This is a genomic window from Gordonia malaquae NBRC 108250 (assembly GCF_000344135.1).
Taxonomy (GTDB): Bacteria; Actinomycetota; Actinomycetes; order Mycobacteriales; family Mycobacteriaceae; genus Gordonia; species Gordonia malaquae.
The window spans coordinates 1-23,756 of sequence record NZ_BAOP01000031.1 but is presented as its reverse complement, the minus strand read 5'-3'; the positions used below and the strand labels follow the sequence as shown (position 1 = coordinate 23,756).

General features: G+C 66.3%; 24 protein-coding genes and 1 riboswitch. Of the genes, 12 read left to right on the top strand and 12 right to left on the bottom strand.

Annotated elements, in window-relative coordinates; translation table 11 throughout:
• Positions 1-119 precede the first annotated feature (119 nt).
• Both GM1_RS17075 and GM1_RS17070 read left to right on the top strand, forming a co-directional pair.
• A complete protein-coding gene (locus GM1_RS17075; RefSeq protein ID WP_008380903.1) occupies positions 120-839 on the top strand; it encodes an alpha/beta hydrolase in 720 nt (239 codons plus the stop codon).
• 182 nt (positions 840-1,021) lie between these two features.
• Positions 1,022-2,320, top strand: coding sequence for a reverse transcriptase family protein (locus GM1_RS17070; RefSeq protein ID WP_008380902.1), 1,299 nt, complete (start codon positions 1,022-1,024; stop codon positions 2,318-2,320).
• On the opposite strand, the gene GM1_RS17065 is transcribed toward GM1_RS17070, so the two are convergent.
• Positions 2,317-2,781: a tRNA (cytidine(34)-2'-O)-methyltransferase gene (locus GM1_RS17065; protein ID WP_008380900.1), complete on the bottom strand. Its 465-nt coding sequence runs from the start codon at positions 2,779-2,781 to the stop codon at positions 2,317-2,319. The genes GM1_RS17070 and GM1_RS17065 overlap by 4 nt on opposite strands.
• Before the next feature lie 391 nt (positions 2,782-3,172).
• Here GM1_RS17065 and GM1_RS22455 point away from each other — a divergent pair, with 391 nt between their 5' ends.
• Genes GM1_RS22455 through GM1_RS17055 form a run of 3 tightly spaced genes read left to right on the top strand, consistent with a single transcriptional unit; the run spans position 3,173 to position 4,551 of the window.
• On the top strand, positions 3,173-3,331 hold the full coding sequence (locus GM1_RS22455; RefSeq protein ID WP_008380899.1) for a hypothetical protein: 159 nt from the start codon (positions 3,173-3,175) through the stop codon (positions 3,329-3,331).
• Positions 3,332-3,367: 36 nt separating this feature from the next.
• A complete protein-coding gene (locus GM1_RS17060; RefSeq protein WP_040520547.1) occupies positions 3,368-4,231 on the top strand; it encodes a bifunctional methylenetetrahydrofolate dehydrogenase/methenyltetrahydrofolate cyclohydrolase in 864 nt (287 codons plus the stop codon).
• Positions 4,231-4,551, top strand: coding sequence for a DUF3017 domain-containing protein (locus tag GM1_RS17055; RefSeq protein WP_008380896.1), 321 nt, complete (start codon positions 4,231-4,233; stop codon positions 4,549-4,551). The genes GM1_RS17060 and GM1_RS17055 overlap by 1 nt, the downstream gene beginning before the upstream one ends.
• A gap of 105 nt (positions 4,552-4,656) precedes the next feature.
• On the opposite strand, the gene metX is transcribed toward GM1_RS17055, so the two are convergent.
• Complete coding sequence (gene metX / locus GM1_RS17050) at positions 4,657-5,811, bottom strand: homoserine O-acetyltransferase MetX (protein ID WP_008380894.1); 1,155 nt, start codon at positions 5,809-5,811, stop codon at positions 4,657-4,659.
• A gap of 25 nt (positions 5,812-5,836) precedes the next feature.
• Positions 5,837-7,138, bottom strand: a complete 1,302-nt coding sequence (locus GM1_RS17045) for a bifunctional o-acetylhomoserine/o-acetylserine sulfhydrylase (RefSeq protein WP_008380892.1) — start codon at positions 7,136-7,138, stop codon at positions 5,837-5,839.
• Between the two features lie 64 nt (positions 7,139-7,202).
• A riboswitch (SAM riboswitch) is annotated at positions 7,203-7,323 on the bottom strand.
• A gap of 404 nt (positions 7,324-7,727) precedes the next feature.
• Here GM1_RS17045 and GM1_RS17040 point away from each other — a divergent pair.
• A complete protein-coding gene (locus tag GM1_RS17040; protein ID WP_008380890.1) occupies positions 7,728-9,065 on the top strand; it encodes a PE-PPE domain-containing protein in 1,338 nt (445 codons plus the stop codon).
• On the opposite strand, the gene GM1_RS17035 is transcribed toward GM1_RS17040, so the two are convergent.
• Entirely contained in the window at positions 9,066-9,755 is a 690-nt protein-coding gene (locus tag GM1_RS17035) for a VIT1/CCC1 transporter family protein (protein WP_157436142.1), read from the bottom strand. It lies immediately after the preceding gene.
• Between the two features lie 105 nt (positions 9,756-9,860).
• On the opposite strand from GM1_RS17035, the gene GM1_RS17030 reads away from it, so the two are divergent.
• Together GM1_RS17030 and GM1_RS17025 are read left to right on the top strand one after the other, a co-directional pair.
• Positions 9,861-11,078 carry an MFS transporter gene (locus GM1_RS17030; RefSeq protein WP_008380887.1) on the top strand — a complete coding sequence of 406 codons (1,218 nt, stop codon included), beginning with the start codon at positions 9,861-9,863 and terminating at the stop codon, positions 11,076-11,078.
• Positions 11,079-11,088: 10 nt separating this feature from the next.
• On the top strand, positions 11,089-11,931 hold the full coding sequence (locus tag GM1_RS17025) for an exodeoxyribonuclease III (RefSeq protein ID WP_008380885.1): 843 nt from the start codon (positions 11,089-11,091) through the stop codon (positions 11,929-11,931).
• A gap of 253 nt (positions 11,932-12,184) precedes the next feature.
• Here the strand turns inward: GM1_RS17025 and GM1_RS17015 are convergent, their stop codons facing one another.
• Positions 12,185-12,895, bottom strand: coding sequence for a hypothetical protein (locus tag GM1_RS17015; protein WP_244874781.1), 711 nt, complete (start codon positions 12,893-12,895; stop codon positions 12,185-12,187).
• 120 nt (positions 12,896-13,015) lie between these two features.
• On the opposite strand from GM1_RS17015, the gene trpS reads away from it, so the two are divergent.
• Positions 13,016-14,038, top strand: a complete 1,023-nt coding sequence (gene trpS, locus GM1_RS17010; protein WP_008380879.1) for a tryptophan--tRNA ligase — start codon at positions 13,016-13,018, stop codon at positions 14,036-14,038.
• 17 nt (positions 14,039-14,055) lie between these two features.
• On the top strand, positions 14,056-15,108 hold the full coding sequence (locus tag GM1_RS17005; protein ID WP_008380878.1) for a YhjD/YihY/BrkB family envelope integrity protein: 1,053 nt from the start codon (positions 14,056-14,058) through the stop codon (positions 15,106-15,108).
• A gap of 69 nt (positions 15,109-15,177) precedes the next feature.
• Here GM1_RS17005 and GM1_RS17000 read toward each other — a convergent pair whose 3' ends face one another.
• The 6 genes from GM1_RS17000 to sdhC form a co-directional block, all read right to left on the bottom strand.
• On the bottom strand, positions 15,178-15,957 hold the full coding sequence (locus tag GM1_RS17000) for a hypothetical protein (protein WP_008380877.1): 780 nt from the start codon (positions 15,955-15,957) through the stop codon (positions 15,178-15,180).
• 198 nt (positions 15,958-16,155) lie between these two features.
• Positions 16,156-17,436 carry a D-alanyl-D-alanine carboxypeptidase family protein gene (locus tag GM1_RS16995; protein WP_008380875.1) on the bottom strand — a complete coding sequence of 427 codons (1,281 nt, stop codon included), beginning with the start codon at positions 17,434-17,436 and terminating at the stop codon, positions 16,156-16,158.
• 183 nt (positions 17,437-17,619) lie between these two features.
• On the bottom strand, positions 17,620-18,402 hold the full coding sequence (locus GM1_RS16990; protein ID WP_008380874.1) for a succinate dehydrogenase iron-sulfur subunit: 783 nt from the start codon (positions 18,400-18,402) through the stop codon (positions 17,620-17,622).
• The gene (sdhA, locus tag GM1_RS16985) at positions 18,402-20,156 is read right to left on the bottom strand and encodes a succinate dehydrogenase flavoprotein subunit (RefSeq protein ID WP_008380873.1); all 1,755 of its coding nucleotides are present in this window, start codon (positions 20,154-20,156) and stop codon (positions 18,402-18,404) included. The genes GM1_RS16990 and sdhA overlap by 1 nt, the downstream gene beginning before the upstream one ends.
• A gap of 16 nt (positions 20,157-20,172) precedes the next feature.
• Positions 20,173-20,604, bottom strand: a complete 432-nt coding sequence (locus tag GM1_RS16980) for a succinate dehydrogenase hydrophobic membrane anchor subunit (RefSeq protein ID WP_008380871.1) — start codon at positions 20,602-20,604, stop codon at positions 20,173-20,175.
• A gap of 18 nt (positions 20,605-20,622) precedes the next feature.
• Positions 20,623-21,030 (bottom strand): succinate dehydrogenase, cytochrome b556 subunit, encoded by a 408-nt coding sequence (gene sdhC / locus GM1_RS16975; protein WP_075051939.1) that lies wholly within the window; start codon positions 21,028-21,030, stop codon positions 20,623-20,625.
• A 196-nt stretch (positions 21,031-21,226) separates the two neighbouring features.
• On the opposite strand from sdhC, the gene GM1_RS16970 reads away from it, so the two are divergent.
• Together GM1_RS16970 and GM1_RS16965 are read left to right on the top strand one after the other, a co-directional pair.
• Positions 21,227-21,649, top strand: coding sequence for a cytidine deaminase (locus tag GM1_RS16970; RefSeq protein WP_040520545.1), 423 nt, complete (start codon positions 21,227-21,229; stop codon positions 21,647-21,649).
• A complete protein-coding gene (locus GM1_RS16965) occupies positions 21,649-22,941 on the top strand; it encodes a thymidine phosphorylase (RefSeq protein ID WP_008380866.1) in 1,293 nt (430 codons plus the stop codon). The genes GM1_RS16970 and GM1_RS16965 overlap by 1 nt, the downstream gene beginning before the upstream one ends.
• A 13-nt stretch (positions 22,942-22,954) precedes the next feature.
• Here the strand turns inward: GM1_RS16965 and GM1_RS16960 are convergent.
• Positions 22,955-23,756: glycerophosphodiester phosphodiesterase family protein (locus tag GM1_RS16960; RefSeq protein WP_040520531.1), on the bottom strand; the 802-nt coding region annotated here is incomplete at its 5' end.

The window sequence follows — 23,756 nt, the reverse complement described above, 5'->3', positions numbered from 1 at the left end:
CACCGTGAGGAGGTGGTACCCGTGAACGTTTCGACAAGGGTGCTCCCCACAGGAGTCACGGTCGGGCGATAGGTCGTCCGCGGAGCGCCGTTTCACGCACTCTGCAAAGGACTCCAGCCATGCATTTCACTTCACAATCGCTCACCGACGGTTTCGTCGAACGCGACTTCGTTCTCGGCGACATCCCGGGAATCCTCTGGACGCCCGAGAACCCCGACGGTCCGACGCCCCTGATCCTTCTCGGCCAGCCGGGCGGACTCGACCGGATGCGGCCGCGGCTCGCGGCGCGTGCCCGATCGTCCGCTGGATTCGCCTGCGCCACCATCGAACTCCCCGGCAGTGGCGGCCGTCCGCGACTAGCCGACGTCGATCGCGCACGTCGTGATCTGTGGGACGCCGCCGAAGACGGACGTCCGGTCGGCGAGATCGTCGAACGGCTGATCCCGCCGCTCGTCGACGCGGCAGTGCCGGAATGGCAGGCGGTGCTGGACGCACTGCTCGACCTTCCGAACATCGACGGTCCCGTCGGTCTGTCCGGCGGCGTGATGGCTGTCGCGGTTCGGCTGGCATTGGTCGATCCGCGGATCGTCGCCGCTACGTTGTTCGCCGGAAGTTACGTTCCCGCAGCGACATTCGATGAAGCGCGTCGTCTGACGATTCCGCTCCACGTGCTCCTGCAGTGGGACGATGCGGGCAACGATCGCCAGATGGCGCTTGACCTCTTCGACGCGTTCGGATCGGCGGAGAAGGGACTGCACGCCAACATGGGCGGGCACACCGGCGTCCCAGAATACGAGGGAGAGTCCGCTTTGCGCTTCTTCCAACGGCATCTGAGCTAGCCTCGACGGCGAGAGCAGGCGGCGCGAGAGGGATCGATGATCCGTCTCAGGGGCTACCCCTGGGTTCATGCACTGCACGGCACCGCGTCGCACGCAGGTCGGCACACTTCGTGTGCTTCACTGCGCGCCGAGGACGACAAGTCCAGGTCGCGTCGCCTGCCTCGTTGGTGGAAGGGGAGACCTTGGGGGCCGGACTGTCGCGCCCGCGGCGCTTCACCGCGCGTGAGACCGCGATGATGGCGGGCGCTGTCGCGCAGCGGCTCATGCGTGTCCGCGGCAGCGATCTCGGTCCGGAGTGGACGCGACCCGAACTGACCGATCTGCTGATGCGGGTGGTGTCACCCGCCGACGCGGAGGAGGTGGCCCGCGCGATCCTCGAGGCGTTCCCCGCCCCGCCGGCTGATCCACGCGAGGCGATCAGAGAACTGATCGATGCGATGTGCGACGGTCCGTTCAGGTTTGTCGCCGACCCGGACGTGTCGACGCCGGTCTTCGACGTGAAGCGGATCGCCGATGTCGAGGCGTTGGCCGCGTGGCAGAACATGTCGTTGCCCGAACTCGACTGGTTCGCCGCTCGCGGACGGCGCTCGAAACGACTTCCAGAGCGGCTGCGGCACTATCGAGTGTGGCGAATACCCAAGGCACACGGTGGATTCCGGATCATCGAGGCGCCGAAGGAACGACTCGCGACGGCGCAGCGTCGCATCCTCGACGACGTCCTCGCCGCGGTGCCGCCGCATCCGGCGGCCCACGGATTCGTCCGCGGGCGTTCAGCCGTCTCGTTCGCCGGTCCACATTCGCTGCACGACACGGTGGTCCGAATCGATCTGAAGCACTGCTTCGAGCATGCGAACTACCGACGAGTGAAAGCGGTGTTCACGGCGATCGGATACACGCCGGGCGTCTGCGAGTATCTCGCCGCACTCTGCACGACGACATGCGCGATCGATGACGCTGCACAGCTGGACCCGTTCCATGCCGCATTGCTGCGGGAACGTCACCTGCCCCAAGGCGCGCCGACGTCGCCTGCGCTGTTGAACCTGATCCTGCGGCGCATGGACATCCGCATCGCGGGCTTCGCTGAGAAGAACAGACTCACGTACACGCGGTACGGCGACGACCTGGCGCTCTCCGGCGACGACATCGACCCGAAGCTGGTGACGTGGGTCGTCTCGTCGATCGTGCACGACGAAGGCTTCCGCGTGCATCCCGACAAGCTCCGCGTGATGGGCGATCACCAACGCCAACAGTTGGCCGGACTCGTCGTCAACGCGGGCCCGCGTGCGCGGCGTACCGACTTCGACGCACTGAAGGCGTTGCTGCACAACGCGGTCCGGGACGGAGGAGAGTCGCAGAACAGAGAAGGGCGAGGAGACTTCCGGGGATACGTCTACGGCCGGATCGGGTGGGTGTCGACTGGCTCGCCGACCAGGAGGCGCAAGCTCATGGCGCTCGCCGCACAGGTCGACTGGTCGGTCTAAACGGCGCCGTCGAACCCGTTCTGCCGCCACGCCTCGTAGAGGGCGACGCTCGTTGCGTTCGCGAGATTCATCGAGCGGCGTCCCGCGAGCATGGGGATCCGCAACTGCTCGGTGACATGCGGGTCGCCCAGGACCTCGTCGGGCAGCCCGGTCGGTTCGGGGCCGAACAGGAGGACGTCGCCGGAGTGGTAGTCGACGTCGGTGTGGAACTTGGACGCATGGGCGGTGTACGCGAACACCCGCTCGGGCTGGAGGACGTCCCAAGCGGCGTCGAGGTTCTTGTGAACGGTCACGTTCGCCATCTCGTGGTAGTCGAGGCCCGCGCGCTTGACCTGCGTGTCTGTCATCGTGAAGCCCAGCGGCTCGATCAGATGCAGCTCACACCCCGTGTTGGCCGCGATCCGGATCGCGTTGCCCGTATTCGGGGGGATGCAGGGCTGGAAGTACACGATGCGGAACACGCAGGTCAGTCTATGCGTCGCCGTCCGACGTTCCCGCGGCAGTTCTCGTTCCCGCTCCTCGGCGGGACGAAGAGCGGGAACTGAAAGTGTCGCGGGAACTGGGGGAGTTCGCAATGCGGGTTGACGCAGGGCGAACGAGTGTGCGATGATGATTCGTCCGCAACACGCAGGCGTCGACCCTCTCACGGTCCGCCGACACAGTTGCGAATCTCCCGAGGATCTCAGGGTCTGGGTTCGCGCGCCGATAAAGGGCGCCGACGAACCGACGAGTCCTCTGTTTCGACTTCGATCGACACGCGGGAAGAGCTGCTCCATCTGCGAGCGAGTGACCCACGACATTTGCGCGCAGCGATTTGTTCGCTGCCAATCACCCATGCCAGGAGGCATAACCATGCGTACCAACACCATTGACATGACCAGCATCAACACCAACACGAACGACCTGGATCCGGCGCAGACCGTCTGGTTCCAGATCGACGACGCCACCGGCTTCTACGTGACCGTCGAGGAGTTCCTCGCCGTCGCGCGGTCGCAGATGGCAGCCGCCTGACCCGTCGAATCGCCGTCAGTGGAACAATGGATCACTGTGACGGCGATTCGACTGGACGGCAAGCTCACCCGAGACGAGATCTTCACTGACCTGAAGGCACGAGTGGACACACTGCGTGCTGCGGGCATCACGCCCGGACTGGGCACGGTGCTGGTCGGCGACGATCCCGGCTCGCAGTCGTATGTGAAGGGCAAGCACTCCGACTGCGCGAAGGTCGGCATCTCGTCGATCCGTAAGGATCTGCCGGCCGACATCACGCAGGAGCAGCTCAACGCGGCCATCGACGAACTGAACGCCGACCCCGCGTGCACCGGGTACATCGTCCAGCTGCCGCTGCCCAAGCATCTCGACGAGAACGCCGCCCTCGAGCGCATCGCGCCGGAGAAGGACGCGGACGGTCTCCACCCGATCAACCTCGGTCGCCTCGTCCTCGGCAAGGAGTCGACGCTCCCGTGCACCCCGCGCGGCGTCATCCACCTCCTGCGTCGCTATGACATCCCGCTCGACGGCGCGCACGTGACGGTCGTCGGCCGCGGCGTGACGATCGGACGGCCGATCGGCCTGCTGCTGACCCGTCGCAGCGAGAACGCGACCGTCACCCTGTGCCACACCGGCACGAAGGACCTCGCCGCCGAGACCCGGCGCGCCGACATCATCGTCGCGGCCGCCGGTGTTGCACACCTCATCACCGCCGACATGGTCAAGCCCGGTGCAGCCGTCGTCGACGTGGGCGTCAGCCGCACCGACGCTGGCCTTCAGGGCGACGTGGCCCCCGACGTCTGGGACGTCGCGGGCGCAGTGTCCCCGAACCCGGGTGGCGTCGGGCCGCTGACCCGCGCTTTCCTGCTCGCCAACGTCGTAGAGCGTGCCGAGCAGCAGTTGGCGGCCGCGGAAGCCTGATGTCCGACCGCGACGAGCGCGTCGACGCGATCCGCAAGGCACGACGCATCCACCAGGTGATCGCGAACATCCCGTTCTACGTGGTGCTCGCGATCGTCGTGGTGGCCGCGATCCTCGTGCTGATGGACCGTTGGCGACGCGGCGCGTTCGTCTTCGGATCGGCGCTTCTCGTCGGTGCCACTTTCCGCGCGATCCTGCCGACCGTCCGGATCGGACTGCTGCAGGTCCGCAGTCGCCCGTTCGACGTCGCCGCCATGGCGGCCCTCGGCGCCGCAGTCCTGTGGCTCGCCACCTCGATCGACTCCCTCGGAACTGCCTGACTGGGCTCGGCGCGCTTCGACACGGCTCGTCGCTGCGCTCCTCCCCGGCTCAACGAGCAGGAAGGGCAACGGCTCGTCGACGCGTAGGGGACGAGCGGGCAGAACTCAGCGGCGCTGGTCGCGGGCGAGAGCGACGGTGTCGCGAAGGAGGTCGCCGATGGGTTCCTTCTCGGTGAGAAAGCCGTCGTGGCCCGCGTTGGAATGGACCACGCGGAGTCCACCGACACAGTTGCCGAGCTCGGCCGCCAGTTCTTCCTGCTGGTACAGCGGGTACAGACGATCGGAGTCGATGCCGCCGACGACGGTGGGCACCGTGCAGGCGTTGAGCGCGGCCTTGACGCCACCGCGTCCACGCCCGACGTCGTGGTTGTTCAGTACCTCCGACAGCGCGACGTAACTGCCCGGATCAAACCGGGCCTTCAACTTCTCCGACTGGTACTCGAGGTAACTGGCGACCGCGTAGCGGCCGCCCGTCAGCGGGTCCTCGTCGCCCTGCGGGAGGTTCTCGAACCGTTCGTCGAGTTCGCGGTCGCTGCGGTACGACAGATGCGCGACCCGGCGGGCGACGCCCATGCCTGTCGTCGGGGCACGGTCAGTGCCGTAGTAGTCGCCGCCCTGCCAGTCCGCGTCGCCCTTGATGGCCGCGATCTGGGTTGTCTGGGTGCCGATCTGATCAGCTGAAGCGCGTGCGCCGACGGCGAGAATGAGCGCGGCGTCGACCTTGTCGTCGTGCGTGACGGTCCACTCGAGGGCACGGGCGCCGCCCATGGATCCGCCCGCGACGACGGCGAACCGGGTGATCCCGACAGCGCTGAATGCGATGTTCTCGGCGCGGACCAGGTCGCGGACCGTCAGCAGCGGGAAGCGGGAGCCCCACGCCTGGCCGTCGGGCGCGACGGAACCCGGACCGGTGGAGCCGTAGCATCCGCCGATCGCGTTCGGGGCGACGACGCACCATTCGTCGGTGTCGATCGCGCAGCCCGGCCCGATCAGCCCGTCCCACCAGCCCGTCATCGAGAACCGCGCGTCGGCGGGACCGGTGACATGCGAGTTGCCGGTGAGGGCGTGCAGAGCCAGCACTATGTTGTCACCGGCCGCGTTGGGCGTGCCCCACTTCTGGAATGTGACCGTGACATCAGCGAGCCCGGCCCCCGAATCGAGGGTCAGGTCGCCGATGCGCACGGCGACGTCCGACCCGTCTGGGCGGGAAGCCCAGTCGGAGTCGAAAGCCGTGGCGGCCGGGTCGACGATCACCGACACCGGGCGCCCTCCACATTCACTGAAATCACTTGGCGGCCTTGAACCCTTCAGTCAGGTCGGCGAGGATGTCGTCGATTCCCTCGATGCCGACGGCGAGACGGACCAGGCCCGGCGTGACGCCTGCGGCGAGCTGCTCCTCGGGAGACAGCTGGCTGTGGGTGGTCGACGCGGGGTGGATCACGAGCGAGCGGACGTCGCCGATGTTGGCGACATGGCTGTGCAGGGTCAATGCGTTCACGAACGCCTTGCCTGCATCCACGCCGCCGGCGATCTCGAAGCCGATCACGGCGCCGGCGCCCTTGGGGAGGAGTTCCTGTGCGCGCTCGTAGTACGGAGACGACGGCAGGCCCGCGTACGAGACCGAGGTGACCTGGTCGTGAGCCTCGAGGAACTCGGCGACCTTCTGAGCGTTGGACACGTGACGCTCCACGCGGAGGCTCAGGGTCTCGATGCCCTGGGCCAGGAGGAACGCGTTGAACGGCGCGATGGCCGAACCGGTGTCGCGGAGCAGCTGAATGCGCGCCTTGAGGGCGTACGCGGGGGCGCCGAGGTCGGCGATCACAACACCGCCGTAGCTGTGGTCGGGTGTGGTGAAGCCGGGGAACAGGTCCACGCCGTCACGCTGAACGCGCCAGTCGAACTTGCCGCCGTCGATGATGACGCCGCCGATGGCGCTGCCGTGTCCGCCGATGTACTTGGTGGCGGAGTGGACGACGATGTCGGCGCCGTGCTCGATCGGGTTCAGCAGGTACGGGGTGGCGACGGTGTTGTCGACGATCAGCGGCAGACCGTTGTCGTGCGCGACGCCTGCGACACCCGCGATGTCGAGGACCTGGTTGTGCGGGTTCGAGATGGTCTCGGCGAACACGGCGCGCGTGTTCGGCTTGATGGCGGCCTTCCACGACTCCAGGTCGTCGGGGTCCTCGACGAACGAGACCTCGATGCCGAACTTGGGCAGCGTGTAGTGGAACAGGTTGTACGTGCCGCCGTAGATGCGGGGACTCGAGACGACGTGGCCGCCGTTCTCGACGATGTTCTGGATCGCGTAGGTCGTCGCGGCCTGGCCCGACGAGACGAGAAGCGCGGCGACGCCTCCACCGAGGGCGGCGAGGCGCTGCTCGACGGCGTCCTGGGTCGGGTTCATGATGCGCGTGTAGATGTTGCCGGGCTCGGCCAGCGCGAAGAGATTCGCGGCGTGGTCGGTGTTGTTGAAGACGTACGACGTCGTCTGGTAAATCGGCAACGCCCGGGCGTTCGTGGTCGAGTCGACCACCTGACCGGCGTGGATCTGGTTGGTCTCGAAACTCCAGCTTGTGGCGTCAGACATGGGACGTCATTCACTTTCTCGTGGTCGGCCGGGCCGTGGCCCGCTCTTGTGGGTCCGACCGTCGGACCCGCGCTTGCCGCGGGCGAACACGAAGTCCGCCGCGACCAGGTCATCACCCGGAGCACCCCACCGCGGAGGAGGGTTGCCGATCAGCGAGCCGGGGCTTGTCGCTGATGCTCATGACCTGTTGCACAGGATATATCACCGACCATCAGGGGCGGGTACAGCCGCAACCCATCGGAGCAAAAGTCTTCCGCTCGGCGACCGCCCTGTGTTATCGGGCATTTGTGCACCGTTCGACGGGCGCTCAGGTGTCGCTGCGGCGTGGTGTTCACGGTCACGGCGAGTGCATTTCTGTGCCACGGGGACGTGCGGGTGACGCACCTCATACCCACCCTTGCGACAGGGCGTCTCCGTCGAACGATCCGACATTTACAAAGGTAAGGCAATCCTTTCTTCGTGTCGTTCGGGAAACGCGATGCAACGAACTCGTGACGGGCGGATGTCGCCGGGTGTCGGTTCCGGCAACTCTGTGCCAGGAGTGAATTCTCGCTGAGCGGAATCCTCCGAGCTACCTGAGAATCTCCTGGTGACCAAGACGCGCTCCCTCCCTCTTCTCTTCTTGTCGTTCACCGCAGCTGTCGCCGTTGCGCCGCTCGGAACCGGAACGGCGGCCGCCGACACCTGTGGCAATGGGGCCGCCATCGTCGTCGCCGGAACGAACGCGCCGCGCAACGGGCACGGCATTCCGACCGGCGGCGTCACCGGTGTCGGCGCCAGGTACCTCGACAGCGGCTACAAGGTTCAGTACGTCGACTATCCGACGTCGCTGTGGCCACTCGGACCCATCAGCTACGACGATGACGTCGCGCTCGGCAAGGCGGCCACGCAGTCGGCGATCGCTTCGTATCAGCAGCGCTGCCCGGGCAAGCCGGTCGTCGTGTCGGGCTACTCGCAGGGCGCCCGCGTCGCAGGCGACGTTCTGTCCGATGTGGCGAACGGCCGCCAGAAGGGTGCACGGATCTCGCGTGCAGGCCTGTCGGGCGAGCTGTACTCCGATCCCCGCCGGGTCGGCCGTCCGAACAGCACCGGCGTCGAGAACGCGCTCATCGGATTCATTCCGGGGCTGACGATGTCGGGACCGCGTGACGGCGGATTCGGCGACATCCCGGTCAAGCAGGTCTGCACCGAGGGCGATGGAATCTGCGACGTCCCCGATCCGCTGTTCGATCCGGTGGGTGCCGCCGACTCGTTCCTCGGCTACTTCCTCAAGCACGGCTACTACCCGGGCCGGATGAACCACGACCCGACCGACAAGGCCAAGTGGGGCGGCCTGAAGTGCGAGCAGCAGGGCGCCACCGACGACTGCGTCACTCCGTTGCCGTCGTCCACCTCGCTGCTGGCCCGAGCGGAACATGCACTGACCGGACAGACGAACATCTTCGGCGATGCGGCCGACTACGTCGACAATCGCGCCCCGCTCGATCTTGTGCCCGGTGTCACCATTGCGCAGATGCGTCCGCTCATCGGCGGCGCACCGGACTCGTCGAGCGGCAACCTGTCCGTCGGTGTCGAGGCAGTCGTCGCAGGCGCGGTCGGCGTTCAGGTGGAACGGAACTGGGGAACCAAGAACGACCTCACCGTCGGCGTCGACCTCGGGATCGGAATGACCGACAACCCGTCCGTCGACGACGCGCTGATCCCCAGCACGAAGCTCCTCCACGTGGAGACGACGGTGCCGATGATCGACAGCCGCAAGCTGCTCTACATCGCCCTCGACCCGACGGGGCTGATGGGTTCGAATGCGCCCGGGAACTCGGTGCTCCTCGACCAGGCGCCGACCACGGCGCCGTCGGTGAGCGTGGAGCTCGCTCCGGGCACCGCCGACGCCCGCAAGGGAACGATCACCCTTCCGATCGGCGGCTGATCACATCATCCAATCGCCCAACAGGTAACCGAGCGCGAGGGCCGTCCCGCCGATCATCAACGATCGCAGGGCGGTCCTCGTCGCGTTCGCATAGCCGCGTCGAGCGATGATCACTGAGGTGACCACGAGTGATGCGAGCGCAGCGATGATCGTCGACTCGCTGCGCCAGGGGAGCGGCACCATCACCATCGCCAGAACCGGGAGCGTCGCACCGACAAGGAATGCCAGACCGGCCGTGATCGCCTCCCGCCACGCGTCCGACTGCGTTGTCAGTTCGCGGATCCCGTACTCGATCTCGAGCTGGGCCGACAGTGCGTCGGCGTCCCAGAGCTCCTGGGCCACCTGCTTCGACGTCTCAGGGGTGACGCCCTTCCGCTCGAACCACTCGGTGAGCTCGGCCATCTCCTCGTCCGGCGTCAGCTCCAGCAGTCGCTGCTCTCGCGCGACAGTCGACTGCTGAGCCTCCCGATGTGACAGGGCCTCGCACAGCTGGACGCCGAACACCGCGAACGCGCCCATCAGGGTCGTGATCACCAGCACCGCGAACGATGTGGCCCCGCTGATCTTCGCGCCTGCCAGACCCAGACCGGTGCCGGCCAGGGCGATGATGCCGTCGTTGACGTCGGTGAGCCGGTCCCGGAGGTCGCCGGCGTCGACACCGGCCCACCATCGGGCGAGTGCGTTGGGCATCTGAGGAGAATAGTCCCAGCGCACAGCACTTCGTGACAAGTGTCACCGCGCCGAGTGGATGAGTGGACGATGTCGGCGCGTTATTGCACTGTGCGCGAATCCGTAGTGAACACCGAGACTAGATCCGTCGTCGACGAGCCGTCCGCCCCTCGCCCCCACCTGACGTGGATCATCCTTGTCCTCGCTCTCGGCGGATTCGGCATCGGCACCACCGAGTTCGTGGCGATGGGATTGCTTCCCAACATCGCAGGCGATCTGACGATCACCGAGTCGACCGCGAGCTACGTCATCTCTGCCTATGCGCTCGGTGTGGTGGTCGGGGCCCCGGTGATCGCGGTGCTCGCCGCGCGAGTGTCGCGTCGGACTCTGCTGATCGCCTTGATGGTCGCGTTCACCGCGGGCAACGCGCTGAGCCTGATCGCCCCGTCGTTCGGCATGTTGATGGCGGCGCGGTTCGTCGCCGGGCTGCCTCACGGCGCGTACTTCGGCGTCGCGGCGCTGGTGGCGGCGCACGTGGCAGGCCCGGGTCGACGCGCACGCGCGGTGGGCCAGGTGATGTTGGGTCTGTCCGTCGCCAATGTCGCGGGTGTCCCGGTCGCCACGTTCATCGGCCAGCACTTCGGATGGCGGGCAGCGCTCGGCCTTGTCGTCGTGATCGGCGTGGTGACTGTGGCCTCGCTGTGGCGGGTGCTTCCGAGCCTCACCGACATGACGACCACCGACCCACGCACCGAGCTCGCCGGACTGCGGAGCACGCAGATCTGGCTGACTCTGTTCGTCGGCATGATTGGTTTCGGTGGCTTCTTCGCGTTCTACACCTTCCTCAACTCGGCTTTGACCTCGATCGGCGGCCTCGGTGAATCGGCCGTGCCGATCGCCTTGATGTTGTTCGGGCTCGGCATGGTGACCGGCAACATCGTCGGCGGCCGCCTCGCCGATCGATATGGAGACATCGCGATCGGGATCGGTCTGGCGGGCGCTGCCGTCACGCTGCTTCTGTTCGCGGCGACCGTCAGTACTGGATGGCCGGCCGTGGTCGTCGCGTTCGGCGTCGGTATGACCGGCTCGAGCGCGATCCCCGGCCTGCAGACACGTCTGATGGACGTCTCACACGACGCACAGACGATCGCCGCCGCGCTCAACCACTCCGCGCTCAACGTGGCGAACGCCTTGGGCGCGTGGATCGGCGGTGTTGTCGTGGCGGCCGGATACGGCTACCGGGCGCCGTCGTTGGTCGGCGCGGCGTTCGGCGTCGCGGGCCTCGTGGTGCTGGTGATCGCGGTGGTCTCCGCCCGCCGCGACGCTGTCGGACCTCGCCGATAGAGTCTCGGACGTGACCACTCCCTTCGCCATCACCACCATCAACGTCAACGGGATCCGCGCCAGCGTCAAACAGCGGAACGAGAACAACCCGGGAATGTTGCCGTGGCTCGCCGACCACGCACCCGACGTTGTGCTGATGCAGGAGATCCGCGCGTCCGAGGCCATCACGCGCAAGGCGCTGGCGCCCGCTCTCGACGACGGGTGGTTCCTCACGATGACCGAATCGGACGTCAAAGGCAGGTCCGGTGTCGGAGTGCTGACGAGAGCCGAGCCGTCAGCTGTGCGCATCGGATTCGGCAGCGACGAGTTCGACACGTCCGGGCGATACCTCGAGGCCGATGTGGACCTCGGCGGGTCGACGGTCACCGTCGCCAGCTTGTATCTCCCGTCGGGTGCAGCGCTCACCGACGACCCGAAGGACGTCGAGAAGTACGAAGAGAAGGTTCGCTTCCTCAACGAGTTCGGTCCATACCTGGACAAGCTCGTGGGCGCAGACGGGCAGGTGGTCGTTGCGGGCGACTGGAACATCGCGCACACCGAACGCGACATCAAGAACTGGAAGGGCAACCGGAAGAACTCCGGATTCCTCCCGCACGAGCGCGAATGGGTCGGTGCACGCATCACCAGCGGCTGGGCCGACGTCGCCCGCATCCATCACGGGGACGTCGACGGCCCCTACGCCTGGTGGTCGTGGCGTGGCAAGGCGTTCGACAACGACTCCGGATGGCGCATCGACTACCACCTCGCCACGCCTGCACTCGCCGCCCGGCTGCAGAGCACCCATGTCCACCGCGCGGACGCCTACGACCGTCGCTGGTCCGACCACGCCCCCGTCACCGCGACCTTCCTCTGACCCCTCCTCGCCGCGCCTTCCTGCTCGTCGGGCGAGCGCGACTCTCCTTGCTCGTTGAGCGAGCGAAGCGAGTCGAAGCGACTGCACCCGAGGCCGCCTGTTCCTGGTCGTGCGCGTACGTCGCGACACGCTTCGACTCGCTTCGCTCGCTCAACGAGCAGAGGGTCGCTGCGTCGCTCAACGAGCAGAGGGTTACTGCGTCGCTCAGCGAGCAGAGGGTTACTGCGTCGCTCAACGAGCAGGGGCCGGTGGCCTAGCTGCCGAGACCTCCGCCGATGCCGCCCATGATGCCCTTGATCACGCTCGAGATGGTGCTCTCGATGATCTGTTCGGTTGAGCCGCTGCTCGACAGGTCGTCGCCGACACTGCCGATCGCCTCTCCGGGGGAGATCGGGCGGGTCAGGAAGCATGCGGTGAGGCCGGGAAGTTTGTTGCTGACGCCAACAGTTCCGGTGACTTCGGCGCCGCCGCTGGTCACGGACAGTCCGGGAACACTGAACGTGGGCATTGGGTACGTGAACTTGACGGTCGCGGGATTGCTGGCGTTCACGAACCATCCGGTCGTGGAGACCTGCCAGCCCGAACCCGCCGCGGTCACCGGAACCTTCTCGGTCTTGCGTCCGCCGACGACGTGATACACGGTCGCCTCGGCAGTCGGCTTCGCGAACCCCTTCGGCGGGATGTCGGTGACGCTCTGGACGTACGGGTTTCCGATACCGGTGGTGCCCACGTCGATCGTGTAGGTGACTTTGGCGCCCGCTCCGGCCGTCTGGGTGACGGATTTGGCGTAGGTGTGCGTCACCCCCAGACCTGCGTCCTTCGTGGCACGGCTCGACGCCTCGCAACCCGCTGCGTTCGCGACACCCGCTGTCTGGGCGGCGACACCGGTGAGGCCCGCGCCGATCAGAGTCGCCGAGGCGATCACGGTCGTGGTGCGGGACATGGCTGTGAATCTCCGAGTCATGTCCGGAATCTAACGTCCGCGCGGCCCAGATCCGTTGTCGGGGAGAGGATCGGGCACAGAACACGCGTCGGCTGTCACGCATCGGAAATCGGCTTGAGCGCGTCTGAAACAATCGTGAGCATGACCAACCCCGCACCTGCACCGCGTCGTCGCGTCCTGTCCGGTATCCAGCCGACAAGCGATTCGTTCCACCTCGGAAACTACCTCGGCGCGGTCAAGCAGTGGGTCGACCTCCAGAACGACTTCGACGCGTATTACTTCATCCCGGACATGCACGCGATCACCGTGCAGCACGACCCCAAAGAACTCAGGGAGCGGACCCGTCGCAGCGTCGCACAGCTGTTGGCCGTCGGCGTCGACCCGGAGCGCGCCACGATCTACGTGCAGTCGCACGTCCCCGAGATCACACAGTTGTCGTGGATCCTGACCTGCATCACCGGCTTCGGCGAGGCCAGTCGGATGACGCAGTTCAAGGACAAGTCCGCCAAGGCGGGCCAGGACGCGGCGAGTGTCGGGCTGTTCACCTATCCGATCCTGATGGCCGCCGACATTCTCGCGTTCCAGGTCGACGAAGTTCCGGTCGGCGAGGACCAGCGGCAGCATCTTGAACTGACACGTGATCTCGCTCAGCGCTTCAACAAGCGCTTCGGCAAGGCGCTGACGGTCCCGAAGGCGCACATCGTGCAGGAGTTCGCGAAGATCTACGACCTCCAGAACCCGACGGCCAAGATGAGCAAGTCGGCCGACTCCGATGCCGGGTTGATCAATCTCCTCGACGACCCGAAGCGGTCGGCCAAGAAGATCCGGTCGGCTGTCACCGACAACGACCGCGTCATCGCATTCGACAGGGAGAACAAGCCTGGCGTCTCGAACCTTCTCACCATTCAGTCGGCGCTCACCGGGCGTGGCATCGACGAGATCGTCTCGTCGTACGACGGCAAGGGTTACGGTGACCTGAAGGTGGAGACAGCCGAGATCCTCACAGACTTCGTCTCGCCGCTGCGCGGCAAGGTCGACGAGATCCTGGCAGACCCGGCACATCTCGACTCGATTCTTGCGGACGGCTCGGCACGAGCTCGTGAGATCGCCGCCGGGACTCTCGCTGACGTGTACGACAAGATCGGCTTCGTTCCGCGGGGCTGACCGACCCGAAGGAACGTGTGGACCGGATCAAAGCGCTCGTCGCCGACCTGCCCGCCCTGCTGGAACGTCTGAAGGCGAGGTGGCCGCTGTTAGCCCACGTGATGGGCATGCTCGACCATTACACGGCTCGCCGCGGCAACGCATACGCCGCCGCGATCAGCTTCATCGGCATTCTGTCGCTGGTGCCGGTCCTGATGGTCTCGTTCGCGATCGCCGCGTTCGTGCTCGCGCGACAACCCGAGGTGATCGACGACATCACCGACGCGGTGCTTCGCAAGGTTCCGGGCGAGCTCGGCAAACAGCTCAACGACGTCATCGACTCCGCGATCGCCTCGCGCCGCACGGTCGGCGTGGTGGGTCTGGTCAGTGCGGCGTTCACCGGCCTCGGCTGGATGGCGCTGGTCCGCAATGCCCTGAGTGAGATGTGGGGTGGACGTCGTAAGCGCAATGCCGTTCTCGGCAAGGTGTACGACCTCGGAATGTTCGTGGGAATGGGACTGCTGTTCGTCCTGACCATCGCACTGACAGTCTTCACTACCGGACCGCTCGGCGACGCCGTCCTCGAGTTCCTCGGCATCGACGACACCCAGTGGGGCCGTGTCCTGTTGCGGCTCACGTCCATCGTGGTGTCTGTCCTCGCGACGTGGTTGCTGTTCATCGTCGTCCTGTCGCAGATGCCGTTGCAGACGATCCCGGTTCGGGCGGTGGCGGTGTCGGCGCTCGCGATCGCAATCGCCTTCGAGGCGCTGAAGTCGTTGGGCGCCGTCTACCTGTCGTCGGTCCTGAGCAGTCCCGCAGGCGCGGCCTTCGGCCCGATCCTGGGTGTAATGGTGTTCGCCTATCTCGCGTCCCGGATCGTTCTGTACGGTGCCGCCTGGTCGGCGTCGGACCCGAAGCACGCCGACCTCCTCACTGCGGACGAGGTGGAGGGCGAGGGCGAGCCGGACAAGGGGCCGGTGTACCTCGCCCCGGTCTACGAAGCTCCGAGTGCTCCTCGAACCCGAGAGATCTTGACTGCGGCAGGCATTGGAGCAGCGATCGGCGCCATCGCGTCGCGTCGCCGTCGCTGACGAGAGACACCACAACAACAAACGAGCCCGTCCCACGGAAGTGGGACGGGCTCGTTTGTTGGCTGAAGGCTACTTCTTCGGTTCTTCCTTCTTGTCGCCGCCACCGATGCCGCCGATCAGACCGGGGATGATGTCGACGAGCGAACCGGTGCTCGACAGCTGCCCTTCAGCGGAGCCGAGGCCCGCCGAGTCGAGGCTGCCGAGAACTGCTTCACCTGCGTTGGGAGCGCGGACCGTGGTGCACGCGGTCAGCTGGCCGAGTTCGAGGTAGCCGAGCGGCGGTGCGGGGGTCGCCTTGAACGCTGCGCCACCACTGGTGATCTGCTTGCCCGCCGTGTAACTGGCCGGCGGCTTGTAGGTGAACTCAGCCGTGAACGACTGGCCCGAGAAGACCGCCCAACCGGTATGGCTGATCTTCCAACTGGTGCCGTCCTTGATCACCTCGGCAGGCGGAACGGTCTCTTCGTTGATCAGCTTGCCGAATGCGCCTCCGCCACCCAGGATGCCGCCGATCAGCGTGAACGCCTTGATCTTGACGGTGGGCTTCACGCTCTGCAGTTCCTTCGGCGGGATGTCCCACACGCCCTGGACGTAGGGGTTGCCGATGCTGTCGGTGGTCACCGAGAGCGAGTAGGTGATCGGCTGGCCCTGGCCGACCGTCTCGGGGACTGACTTGGTGAGGCCGTAGTTGACGATCAGCGTCTTCTTGACCGAGTGCTCATTGACACAGGCCGCAGCGTCAGCGGTGCCCTGGGTGGGCGCGGCGATGGCGGCGGTCAGTCCGGCGCCGGCAACAGCGGCGGCGGCAGCGAGCGACACCAGGCGGTGGCGCGTAGGGGCGTGAGTCATCGGGGCTCCGTTCAACGGATGACGTGTGGAAATGGGAGGAGAGTGAGTGGCAACACTGCCGCAACACGTCTGTGAAACGTAACACTGGGATAACGGGTCGATGGCCCGCCATTGTGGGAGAAGGCACGAACCGATCGATCGATCGAATGGTTTGGCACAAAACAGGTGTCCGGCGGCTCGGAGACGCCGGGCCGTCAGTCAGTCCGTGCCGGAGTCTGCGGCACGTTTCCGCAGCACAGCGCCGCCTGCGACGGCCGCTGCTGCCAGCACGATGGCGACCACGATCAGCGTGTTGCGACCGATATGGGACGGTTCGTCGGATGCTGCCGCCACAAGTTCGGGCGCCGGAGAGAAGGGCGAGTGAGCGTTGTCTCCGCTGTGGGCAAGCGAACCCACACTGGTTCCGGCGGGTGCGGCAAACCCGTAGTCGATCATGCGCTGCGCTTGCTGAACGTATGTGTCGCCTGCAACGGTCAGGCCCGCCATCTGAACGATCACCAGGCGCTTGCCGTCCCGCTCGACGCCCGCGACGAACGTCTTCAGCGCGTCATCGGTGAAACCAGTCTTGCCGCCGAGCATGCCGGGATACCCGTCGCGGAGCAGAGCGTTCGACGTCGCCATCATGTACCCCGGATGGGCGTTGTCGCCCGGAACGTCCTTCAGAGCGGGGAAACCGGGGAACTTGAATTCGGTCAACGAGATCATGTGCCGGAAGTCGGCGTTGCGCATCGCTTCGCGGAAGATCAACGCCAGGTCGAAAGGCGACGTCGACATGCCGGGTGCATCCAGACCGGACGGGCTGGCCGCACGTGTGTCGACGGCGCCGATGGCCTTCGCTTCGGCGTTCATCTTCCCGAGTGCCTGTTCGCGACCGCCGAGCTCTCGCGCGAGTGCATTGGCGCAGTCGTTGCCGGACACCATGAGCAGTCCGGTCAGCAGCTCGCGGACGGTGTACGTGCCGCCGGGGCCGATGCCGCACGAATCGCCTTCGACTCCGTAGTCGTCCGTGGTACCGGTGACGACGGTGTCGAGCTTGAGCTCCTTCAACGCGGTCAGGGCGAGCAGGGTCTTGATGGTGGACGCCGGACGGTAGCGGCCGTGCGGGTCCTTCGCCGCGATGACGGCCCCGGTGTCGAGGTCGGCGATGAGCCATCCTGCACTCGTGAGGTTCGCGGGGACGTCTCCGGCCTTCGGGTCGGCCACCACGCCGCACCCTGCCAGCTTCGCGCCGCCGACGGCCGGCGTGGGCACCGGCAGCGGGGTGGGTGTGGTCTGGCCGGGCTGGACCACTTCCGACTCGTCGATCGCCGGGGGAGTGTGAACTCGATGCGGGCAGTCGTCGGTGTCCGGCGTGGGCGCAGGAACGTAACCGTCGACTCCGGCCACCGGGTCGGCATGGGAGACGCAGACGGGGGTGGACAGGACTGCGGCGGCGGCGACGGCGAGTGCCGCGCCCACACGTGAGATGCGGGAGATCATGACCGCCTGAGCGTACGGTGCGTCACATCGAAATGCCGCCTCGGGTGCCGGAAAAGCGATGGTTCGGATGACGCTCGGCGCTCAAGGAAGCAGTAGGGAAGCGGTCGCTCGAGGGAAACGGAAATGGGCCCCGACCTGGTGGTCGGGGCCCTTCCGGGGCTGCAGAGAAAGGTCTGCGAGAAACTAGCGCGAGAACATCAGTGCGCGCTTGACTTCCTGGATCGCCTGCGTCACCTGGATGCCGCGGGGGCACGCGTCGGTGCAGTTGAAGGTGGTGCGGCAGCGCCACACACCGTCGACGTCGTTCAGGATGTCGAGACGCTCGGCGGCCGCCTCGTCACGGCTGTCGAAGATGAAGCGGTGAGCGTTCACGATCGCGGCCGGACCGAAGTACGAGCCCTCGTTCCAGAACACCGGGCAGCTCGTGGTGCAGCACGCACACAGGATGCACTTGGTGGTGTCGTCGAAGCGGGCGCGGTCGGCCTGGCTCTGCAGGCGTTCCGCGGTCGGCTCGTTGCCCGAGGTGATCAGGAACGGCTTGATCGCACGGAACGCGTCGAAGAACGGCTCCATGTTGACGACCAGGTCCTTCTCCACCGGAAGGCCCTTGATCGGCTCGATGGAGATGGTGATCTCCTTCGACGAGTCCTTGGGCAGCAGATCCTTCATGAGGAGCTTGCAGGCGAGACGGTTCACGCCGTTGATGCGCATCGCGTCACTGCCGCAGACGCCGTGCGCGCACGAGCGGCGGAACGTCAGCGAGCCGTCGAGGTAGCCCTTCACATAAAGGAGCAGGTTGAGCAGCCGGTCGGTCGGCAGTGCCGGCACGCGGAAGCTCTCGAAGCCCTGCGCGTCGGGATCCTCCGGGTTGAACCGGAAGATCTTGAGCGTGACCATGGTCGCCTCGGCCGGAACCGGGGGCAGTGCGGGCTCGCTCGTTGCTGGATTCTCCAAAGTGGCAGTCATCAGTACTTACGCTCCATCGGCTCGTAGCGGGTCTGGACGACGGGCTTGTAGTCGAGCTCGATGTCGGCGAGCAGGCCCTTGCCCTTCTTGTACGCCATGGTGTGGACCATGTAGTTCGCGTCGTCACGATCCGGGTAGTCCTCGCGTGCGTGTCCGCCGCGCGACTCCTTGCGGTTCAGTGCACCTGCGACGGTCACCTCGGCCATCTCGAGCAGGAAGCCCAGCTCGACGGCCTCGAGCAGGTCGGTGTTGAAGCGACGACCCTTGTCGTGGACGCGGATGTGGTTGTACCGCTCCTTGAGCTCGCGGACGCCGTTCAGGGCGTTCGTCAGCGTCTCGTCGGTACGGAACACCGAGGCGTTGTTGTCCATGAGCTGCTGCAGTTCGGTGCGGATGTCGGCGACACGCTCGTTGCCGTGCTCGGAGAGCAGGCCTTCCAGCCACTCGTCGACCATCGCGGTCGGAGCCTCTTCGAGTTCGGTGAACTCGGCAGAGTTCGCGTACTCGGCGGCGGCGATGCCCGCACGACGACCGAAGACGTTGATGTCGAGCAGCGAGTTGGTGCCGAGGCGGTTGGCGCCGTGCACCGACACGCAGGCGCACTCGCCTGCGGCGAACAGGCCGTGGACGACCTGCTCGTTGTTGCTGAGCACCTGGCCGGTGATGGTGGTCGGGATGCCGCCCATCACGTAGTGACAGGTCGGGTAGACCGGGACCAGTTCGGTCACCGGGTCCACACCGAGGTAGGTGCGCGAGAACTCGGTGATGTCCGGCAGCTTCTCGTTGAGCACGTCCTCGCCGAGGTGGCGGACGTCGATGTACACGTAGTCCTTGTTCGGACCGGCGCCGCGGCCTTCGAGCACCTCGAGAACCATCGAGCGGGCGACGATGTCGCGCGGTGCGAGGTCCTTGATGGTGGGGGCGTAGCGCTCCATGAAGCGCTCGCCGTCGGCGTTGCGCAGGATGCCGCCCTCGCCGCGCACAGCCTCCGAGATGAGGATGCCGAGGCCTGCGAGACCTGTCGGGTGGAACTGGTGGAACTCCATGTCCTCCAGGGGAAGGCCCTTGCGGAACACGATGCCCATGCCGTCACCGGTGAGGGTGTGGGCATTCGACGTCGTCTTGTACATGCGACCCGAGCCGCCGGTCGCGAACACGATCGACTTCGCGTGGAAGACGTGGATCTCGCCGGTCGACAGTTCGTAGGCGACGACGCCGTTGGCGACGGGCTCGCCGTTCTCGTCGGTCGTCATGTTGATGTCGAGTGCGTAGAACTCGTTGAAGAACTCGACGTCGTGCTTGACGCAGTTCTGGTACAGCGTCTGAAGGATCATGTGGCCGGTGCGGTCGGCCGCGTAGCAGGCGCGACGCACCGGAGCCTTGCCGTGGTCACGGGTGTGACCGCCGAATCGACGCTGGTCGATGCGGCCTTCCGGGGTGCGGTTGAACGGCAGGCCCATCTTCTCCAGGTCGAGCACCGCGTCGATGGCCTCCTTGGCCATGATCTCGGCGGCGTCCTGGTCGACGATGTAGTCGCCGCCCTTGACCGTGTCGAAGGTGTGCCACTCCCAGTTGTCCTCCTCGACGTTGGCGAGAGCGGCGCACATGCCGCCCTGAGCCGCGCCGGTGTGGCTGCGAGTCGGGTAGAGCTTCGTCAGCACCGCGGTGCGTGCGCGGGGCGCGGCCTCGATGGCCGCGCGCATGCCTGCGCCACCTGCACCGATGATGACGACGTCATAGCGATGTTCCTGCATGGGTAGTCAAATCTCCTTAGCCGGCGTTGCCGAAGGTGAGGATCGCGTACGTGCCGAGGATCAGCACGAGCAGCATCGACAGGCCGAGCAGCGCGTTCAGCCAGAAGCGGGTGCTGTCCTTGCGCGAGTAGTCGGCGATGACGGTGCGGACGCCGTTCGCGCCGTGCAGCTGGGCGAGCCACAGCATGCAGAGGTCCCAGATCTGCCAGAAGGGCTCCTTCCAGCGATCGGCGACGAAGCCCGCATCGATGCGGTGCACGCCGTCGTCGACCATCAGCATGATGAACATGTGGCCGAACGTGAGGATGATGAGCGCCAGGCCCGAGAAGCGCATGAACATCCACGCGTACTTCTCGAAGTTGCCGCCCTTGCGGGCCCGCGGGCTGCGCGGGTTGTCCAGGCTGGCGGGGCGGTCGTAGTCGGTGCCGAGTGTCTTGACTTCAGTCATGGTGTCTTCTCCTCGGTCCTACAGTGCGTGGGTGATCAGGATCTGCAGCATGCGCGCGGCGGCTGCAATGAACACGATCGCGAAGATGCTGAGGATCGCCCAGAGCATCTGACGCTGGTACTTGGGTCCCTTCGACCAGAAGTCGACGAGGATGATCCGGACGCCGTTCAGTGCGTGGTACAGCACGCAGAACACGAGGCCGATCTCCATGAGGCCGATGAGCGGCGTCTTGTAGGTCTCGATGATCTCGGTGTACGCGTTCGCGTCGACGCGGATGACCGCGGTGTCGAGAACGTGAACGAAGAGGAAGAAGAAGATGGAGACGCCGGTGATGCGGTGCAACACCCACGACCACATTCCTGGGTCACCTCTGTAGAGAGATCGTTTGCGCACCGGTGCGGGTGCAACCTCCGTGGGGGTGCTCATCGCGGAACTACGCCTCCAAAGTCGTCGATAATTGTGGAGGACCTCGGGCGACGCGAGACGTCGCGGCGGGACCCATCGCACCTGACTTTAAACCTAAGCTGAGGCCTATCGTGAATTGCCCGAACAATGTGATCAGCCTCCCGCAATTTCATTAGGCATGCCTTACCTTTTGTTACCGCGAGTTCAGGAAGAGGGAATTGTGACCCAGATCGAGTTCGACCTGCTCCGCAGAGCCGCGACCGCGGCGATGACCAGGGCTTATGCTCCCTACTCGCACTTTCCGGTCGGGGCGGCCGGTATCACTCTCGATGGCGAGATCATCAGTTCAGTCAATGTGGAAAATGTCTCATACGGCCTCGGCGTCTGCGCAGAGGTGGCATTGGTCTCAGTCGGTGTTTCGCAGGGGGTTCTCGGGCCCGCCGGAAGCGCTTTGTCGGCTGTCGCCGTCGTCGACGCGCACGGGTCCCCGCTGACGCCGTGCGGGCGATGCAGACAGGTGCTCCTCGAGTTCGGGGGTCCGTCGCTCCTCGTCGACGGAACAGAGGGTCCACGGACTCTCGGCGAGCTGTTGCCGGACGCGTTCGGACCGACGCACCTCGACGCGGTTCGGGGCCGGTGATGGACCCGATCGGCGTCATCGAGGTCAAGCGTGACGGCCGGGAGCTCTCGACGGCCCAGATCGCGGAGATCATCGAGGCCTTCACCGCGGGTGACGTCGCACCCGAGCAGATGTCGTCGTTGCTGATGGCGATCGTGCTCAACGGCATGGGACGACGGGAGACCGCGGACTGGACGGCCGCGATGATCGACTCCGGCGTCCGCCTCGACCTCGGCGACCTCCCGACAGTCGACAAACATTCGACGGGCGGCGTCGGAGACAAGATCACGCTGCCGCTGACACCACTCGTCGCGTCGTACGGGCTCGTGGTTCCGCAACTGTCGGGCCGCGGACTCGGCCACACCGGTGGGACGCTCGACAAACTCGAATCGATCCGCGGGTGGCGGGCGGAGTTGAGCGTCGACGAGATGACGGCGCAACTTCGCGACGTGGGTGCCGTGATCTGCGCGGCGACCGCCGACCTCGCTCCAGCCGACCGAAAGCTGTACGCGCTGCGCGACGTCACCGGGACAGTCGCGTCCATTCCACTGATCGCGAGCAGCATCATGAGCAAGAAGATCGCCGAAGGCACGCGGGCCCTGGTGCTGGACGTGAAGTCGGGGTCGGGTGCATTTCTGCCGTCCGTCGACGACGCGCGGGAGTTGGCTCGGGCGATGGTCTCGTTGGGAGCCGACGCCGGGGTCGACACCCGGGCTCTGCTCACCGACATGTCGACGCCGCTCGGTCGCTCGGCGGGCAACGCCGTGGAAGTGGCGGAGTCGGTCGAGGTGCTGGCCGGAGGCGGACCGTCGGACGTCGTGGAACTGACTCTCGCCCTCGCGAGGGAGATGCTCGACGCGGGTGGACTGGGGGACGTGGACCCGGCGGAGAACCTGCAGAACGGGCGCGCGATGGACAAGTGGCGGATGATGATCGCCGCACAGGGAGGCGATCCCGACGCGCCTCTGCCTGATCCGAGGCACGTCCACGAGGTCCGTGCAGGCTCGGACGGCGTGCTCGTCTCGTTGGACGCTCTCGCAGTCGGCCACGCGGCGTGGCGTCTCGGCGCGGGTCGCTCGCGTCCGGGGGAGGCGGTGTCGTACGCGGCGGGTGTTCAGTGGCACGTGGGCATCGGAGAGCGAGTGCGGGCGGGCCAGACCCTGTTCACGTTGCACGCCGACGACGCATCGAGGTTCGACGCCGCTCTCGACTCCCTGGCCGAGGCCGCAGTGATCGGGGACGCGGTGATCGGGGACGCCGAACCCGCCCGCCGCTCGCTCGTCCTCGACCGCGTCGTCTCTGGCTGCCCTTGAGAGGGCGCCGAGGTCAGCGCCGCACGGCCGGCTTCGGCAGTCGGTATCCCTCGTCCCCGAGGACTCCGCGCAAGCGCGTCGGGTAGTCGGTGATGATGCCGTCGACGCCGTAGGAGAGTTGCTTGCGGATGTCGGAGACCTCATTGACCGTCCAGGGGATCACTCTGAGACCTGCGGCGTGCGCCCTGGCGACCAGGCCCGGGTCGACCAGCTTGAACGCGGGGGACAGGACGTCGTACCCGGCGGCAGCGGCGGCGGCGACAACATCCGGGCCGTACGGCACCGAGCCGAGCCACTGCGATCCGGGCTTCCATGTCGTCTCGTCGTACAGGGCGACCAGCGGGATCGAGGGCTCCTGCGCGCGGACCAGCGGCAGGCTCCGCCAGTCGAAGCTCTGGATCTCGACTCGACGGACGAGGTGTGCGCGACGGACCTCGCGCAGAATCGTCGACACGAAGACGGCGGGCTTCGCGCTGCGTGACCGCTCCTCCGCTTCGATCTTGGTCTCGATGTTGAACCGGACCTTGTTCCCGCGGTACCGGGAGGCGAGGTCGAAGACCTGCGGCAGCGTCGCGATCCGGTTGCCGATCACTCGCTTGGCGGAGGGGAAGCCGACCAGCTTCTTGTCGCAGACAAGCGTCTGCACCTGGCGGTAGGTCAGGTCGTGGACGTCCTTGCCCACGTAGGGGAACTGCTTGTCGCCCGGCCACGCGGGAACTGTGTCGACGCACTTGTCGGCCTGGATCGACGGGTCGTGCCATACGAGCGGAACGGTGTCCTTCGTCAGCACGACGTCGAGTTCGAGAGTGCTCACG

Excerpts from the sequence above, each read along its gene's own strand:
- sdhA (WP_008380873.1), bottom strand. The coding sequence starts at position 20,156 with ATGCAGGAACATCGCTATGACGTCGTCATCATCGGTGCAGGTGGCGCA.
- GM1_RS16990 (WP_008380874.1), bottom strand. The coding sequence starts at position 18,402 with ATGACTGCCACTTTGGAGAATCCAGCAACGAGCGAGCCCGCACTGCCC.
- GM1_RS16965 (WP_008380866.1), top strand. The coding sequence starts at position 21,649 with ATGGACCCGATCGGCGTCATCGAGGTCAAGCGTGACGGCCGGGAGCTC.
- GM1_RS16980 (WP_008380871.1), bottom strand. The coding sequence starts at position 20,604 with ATGACTGAAGTCAAGACACTCGGCACCGACTACGACCGCCCCGCCAGC.
- trpS (WP_008380879.1), top strand. The coding sequence starts at position 13,016 with ATGACCAACCCCGCACCTGCACCGCGTCGTCGCGTCCTGTCCGGTATC.
- GM1_RS17000 (WP_008380877.1), bottom strand. The coding sequence starts at position 15,957 with ATGACTCACGCCCCTACGCGCCACCGCCTGGTGTCGCTCGCTGCCGCC.
- GM1_RS17015 (WP_244874781.1), bottom strand. The coding sequence starts at position 12,895 with ATGACTCGGAGATTCACAGCCATGTCCCGCACCACGACCGTGATCGCC.
- GM1_RS17045 (WP_008380892.1), bottom strand. The coding sequence starts at position 7,138 with ATGTCTGACGCCACAAGCTGGAGTTTCGAGACCAACCAGATCCACGCC.
- GM1_RS17055 (WP_008380896.1), top strand. The coding sequence starts at position 4,231 with ATGTCCGACCGCGACGAGCGCGTCGACGCGATCCGCAAGGCACGACGC.
- sdhC (WP_075051939.1), bottom strand. The coding sequence starts at position 21,030 with ATGAGCACCCCCACGGAGGTTGCACCCGCACCGGTGCGCAAACGATCT.
- GM1_RS22455 (WP_008380899.1), top strand. The coding sequence starts at position 3,173 with ATGCGTACCAACACCATTGACATGACCAGCATCAACACCAACACGAAC.
- GM1_RS17075 (WP_008380903.1), top strand. The coding sequence starts at position 120 with ATGCATTTCACTTCACAATCGCTCACCGACGGTTTCGTCGAACGCGAC.
- GM1_RS16995 (WP_008380875.1), bottom strand. The coding sequence starts at position 17,436 with ATGATCTCCCGCATCTCACGTGTGGGCGCGGCACTCGCCGTCGCCGCC.
- GM1_RS17035 (WP_157436142.1), bottom strand. The coding sequence starts at position 9,755 with ATGCCCAACGCACTCGCCCGATGGTGGGCCGGTGTCGACGCCGGCGAC.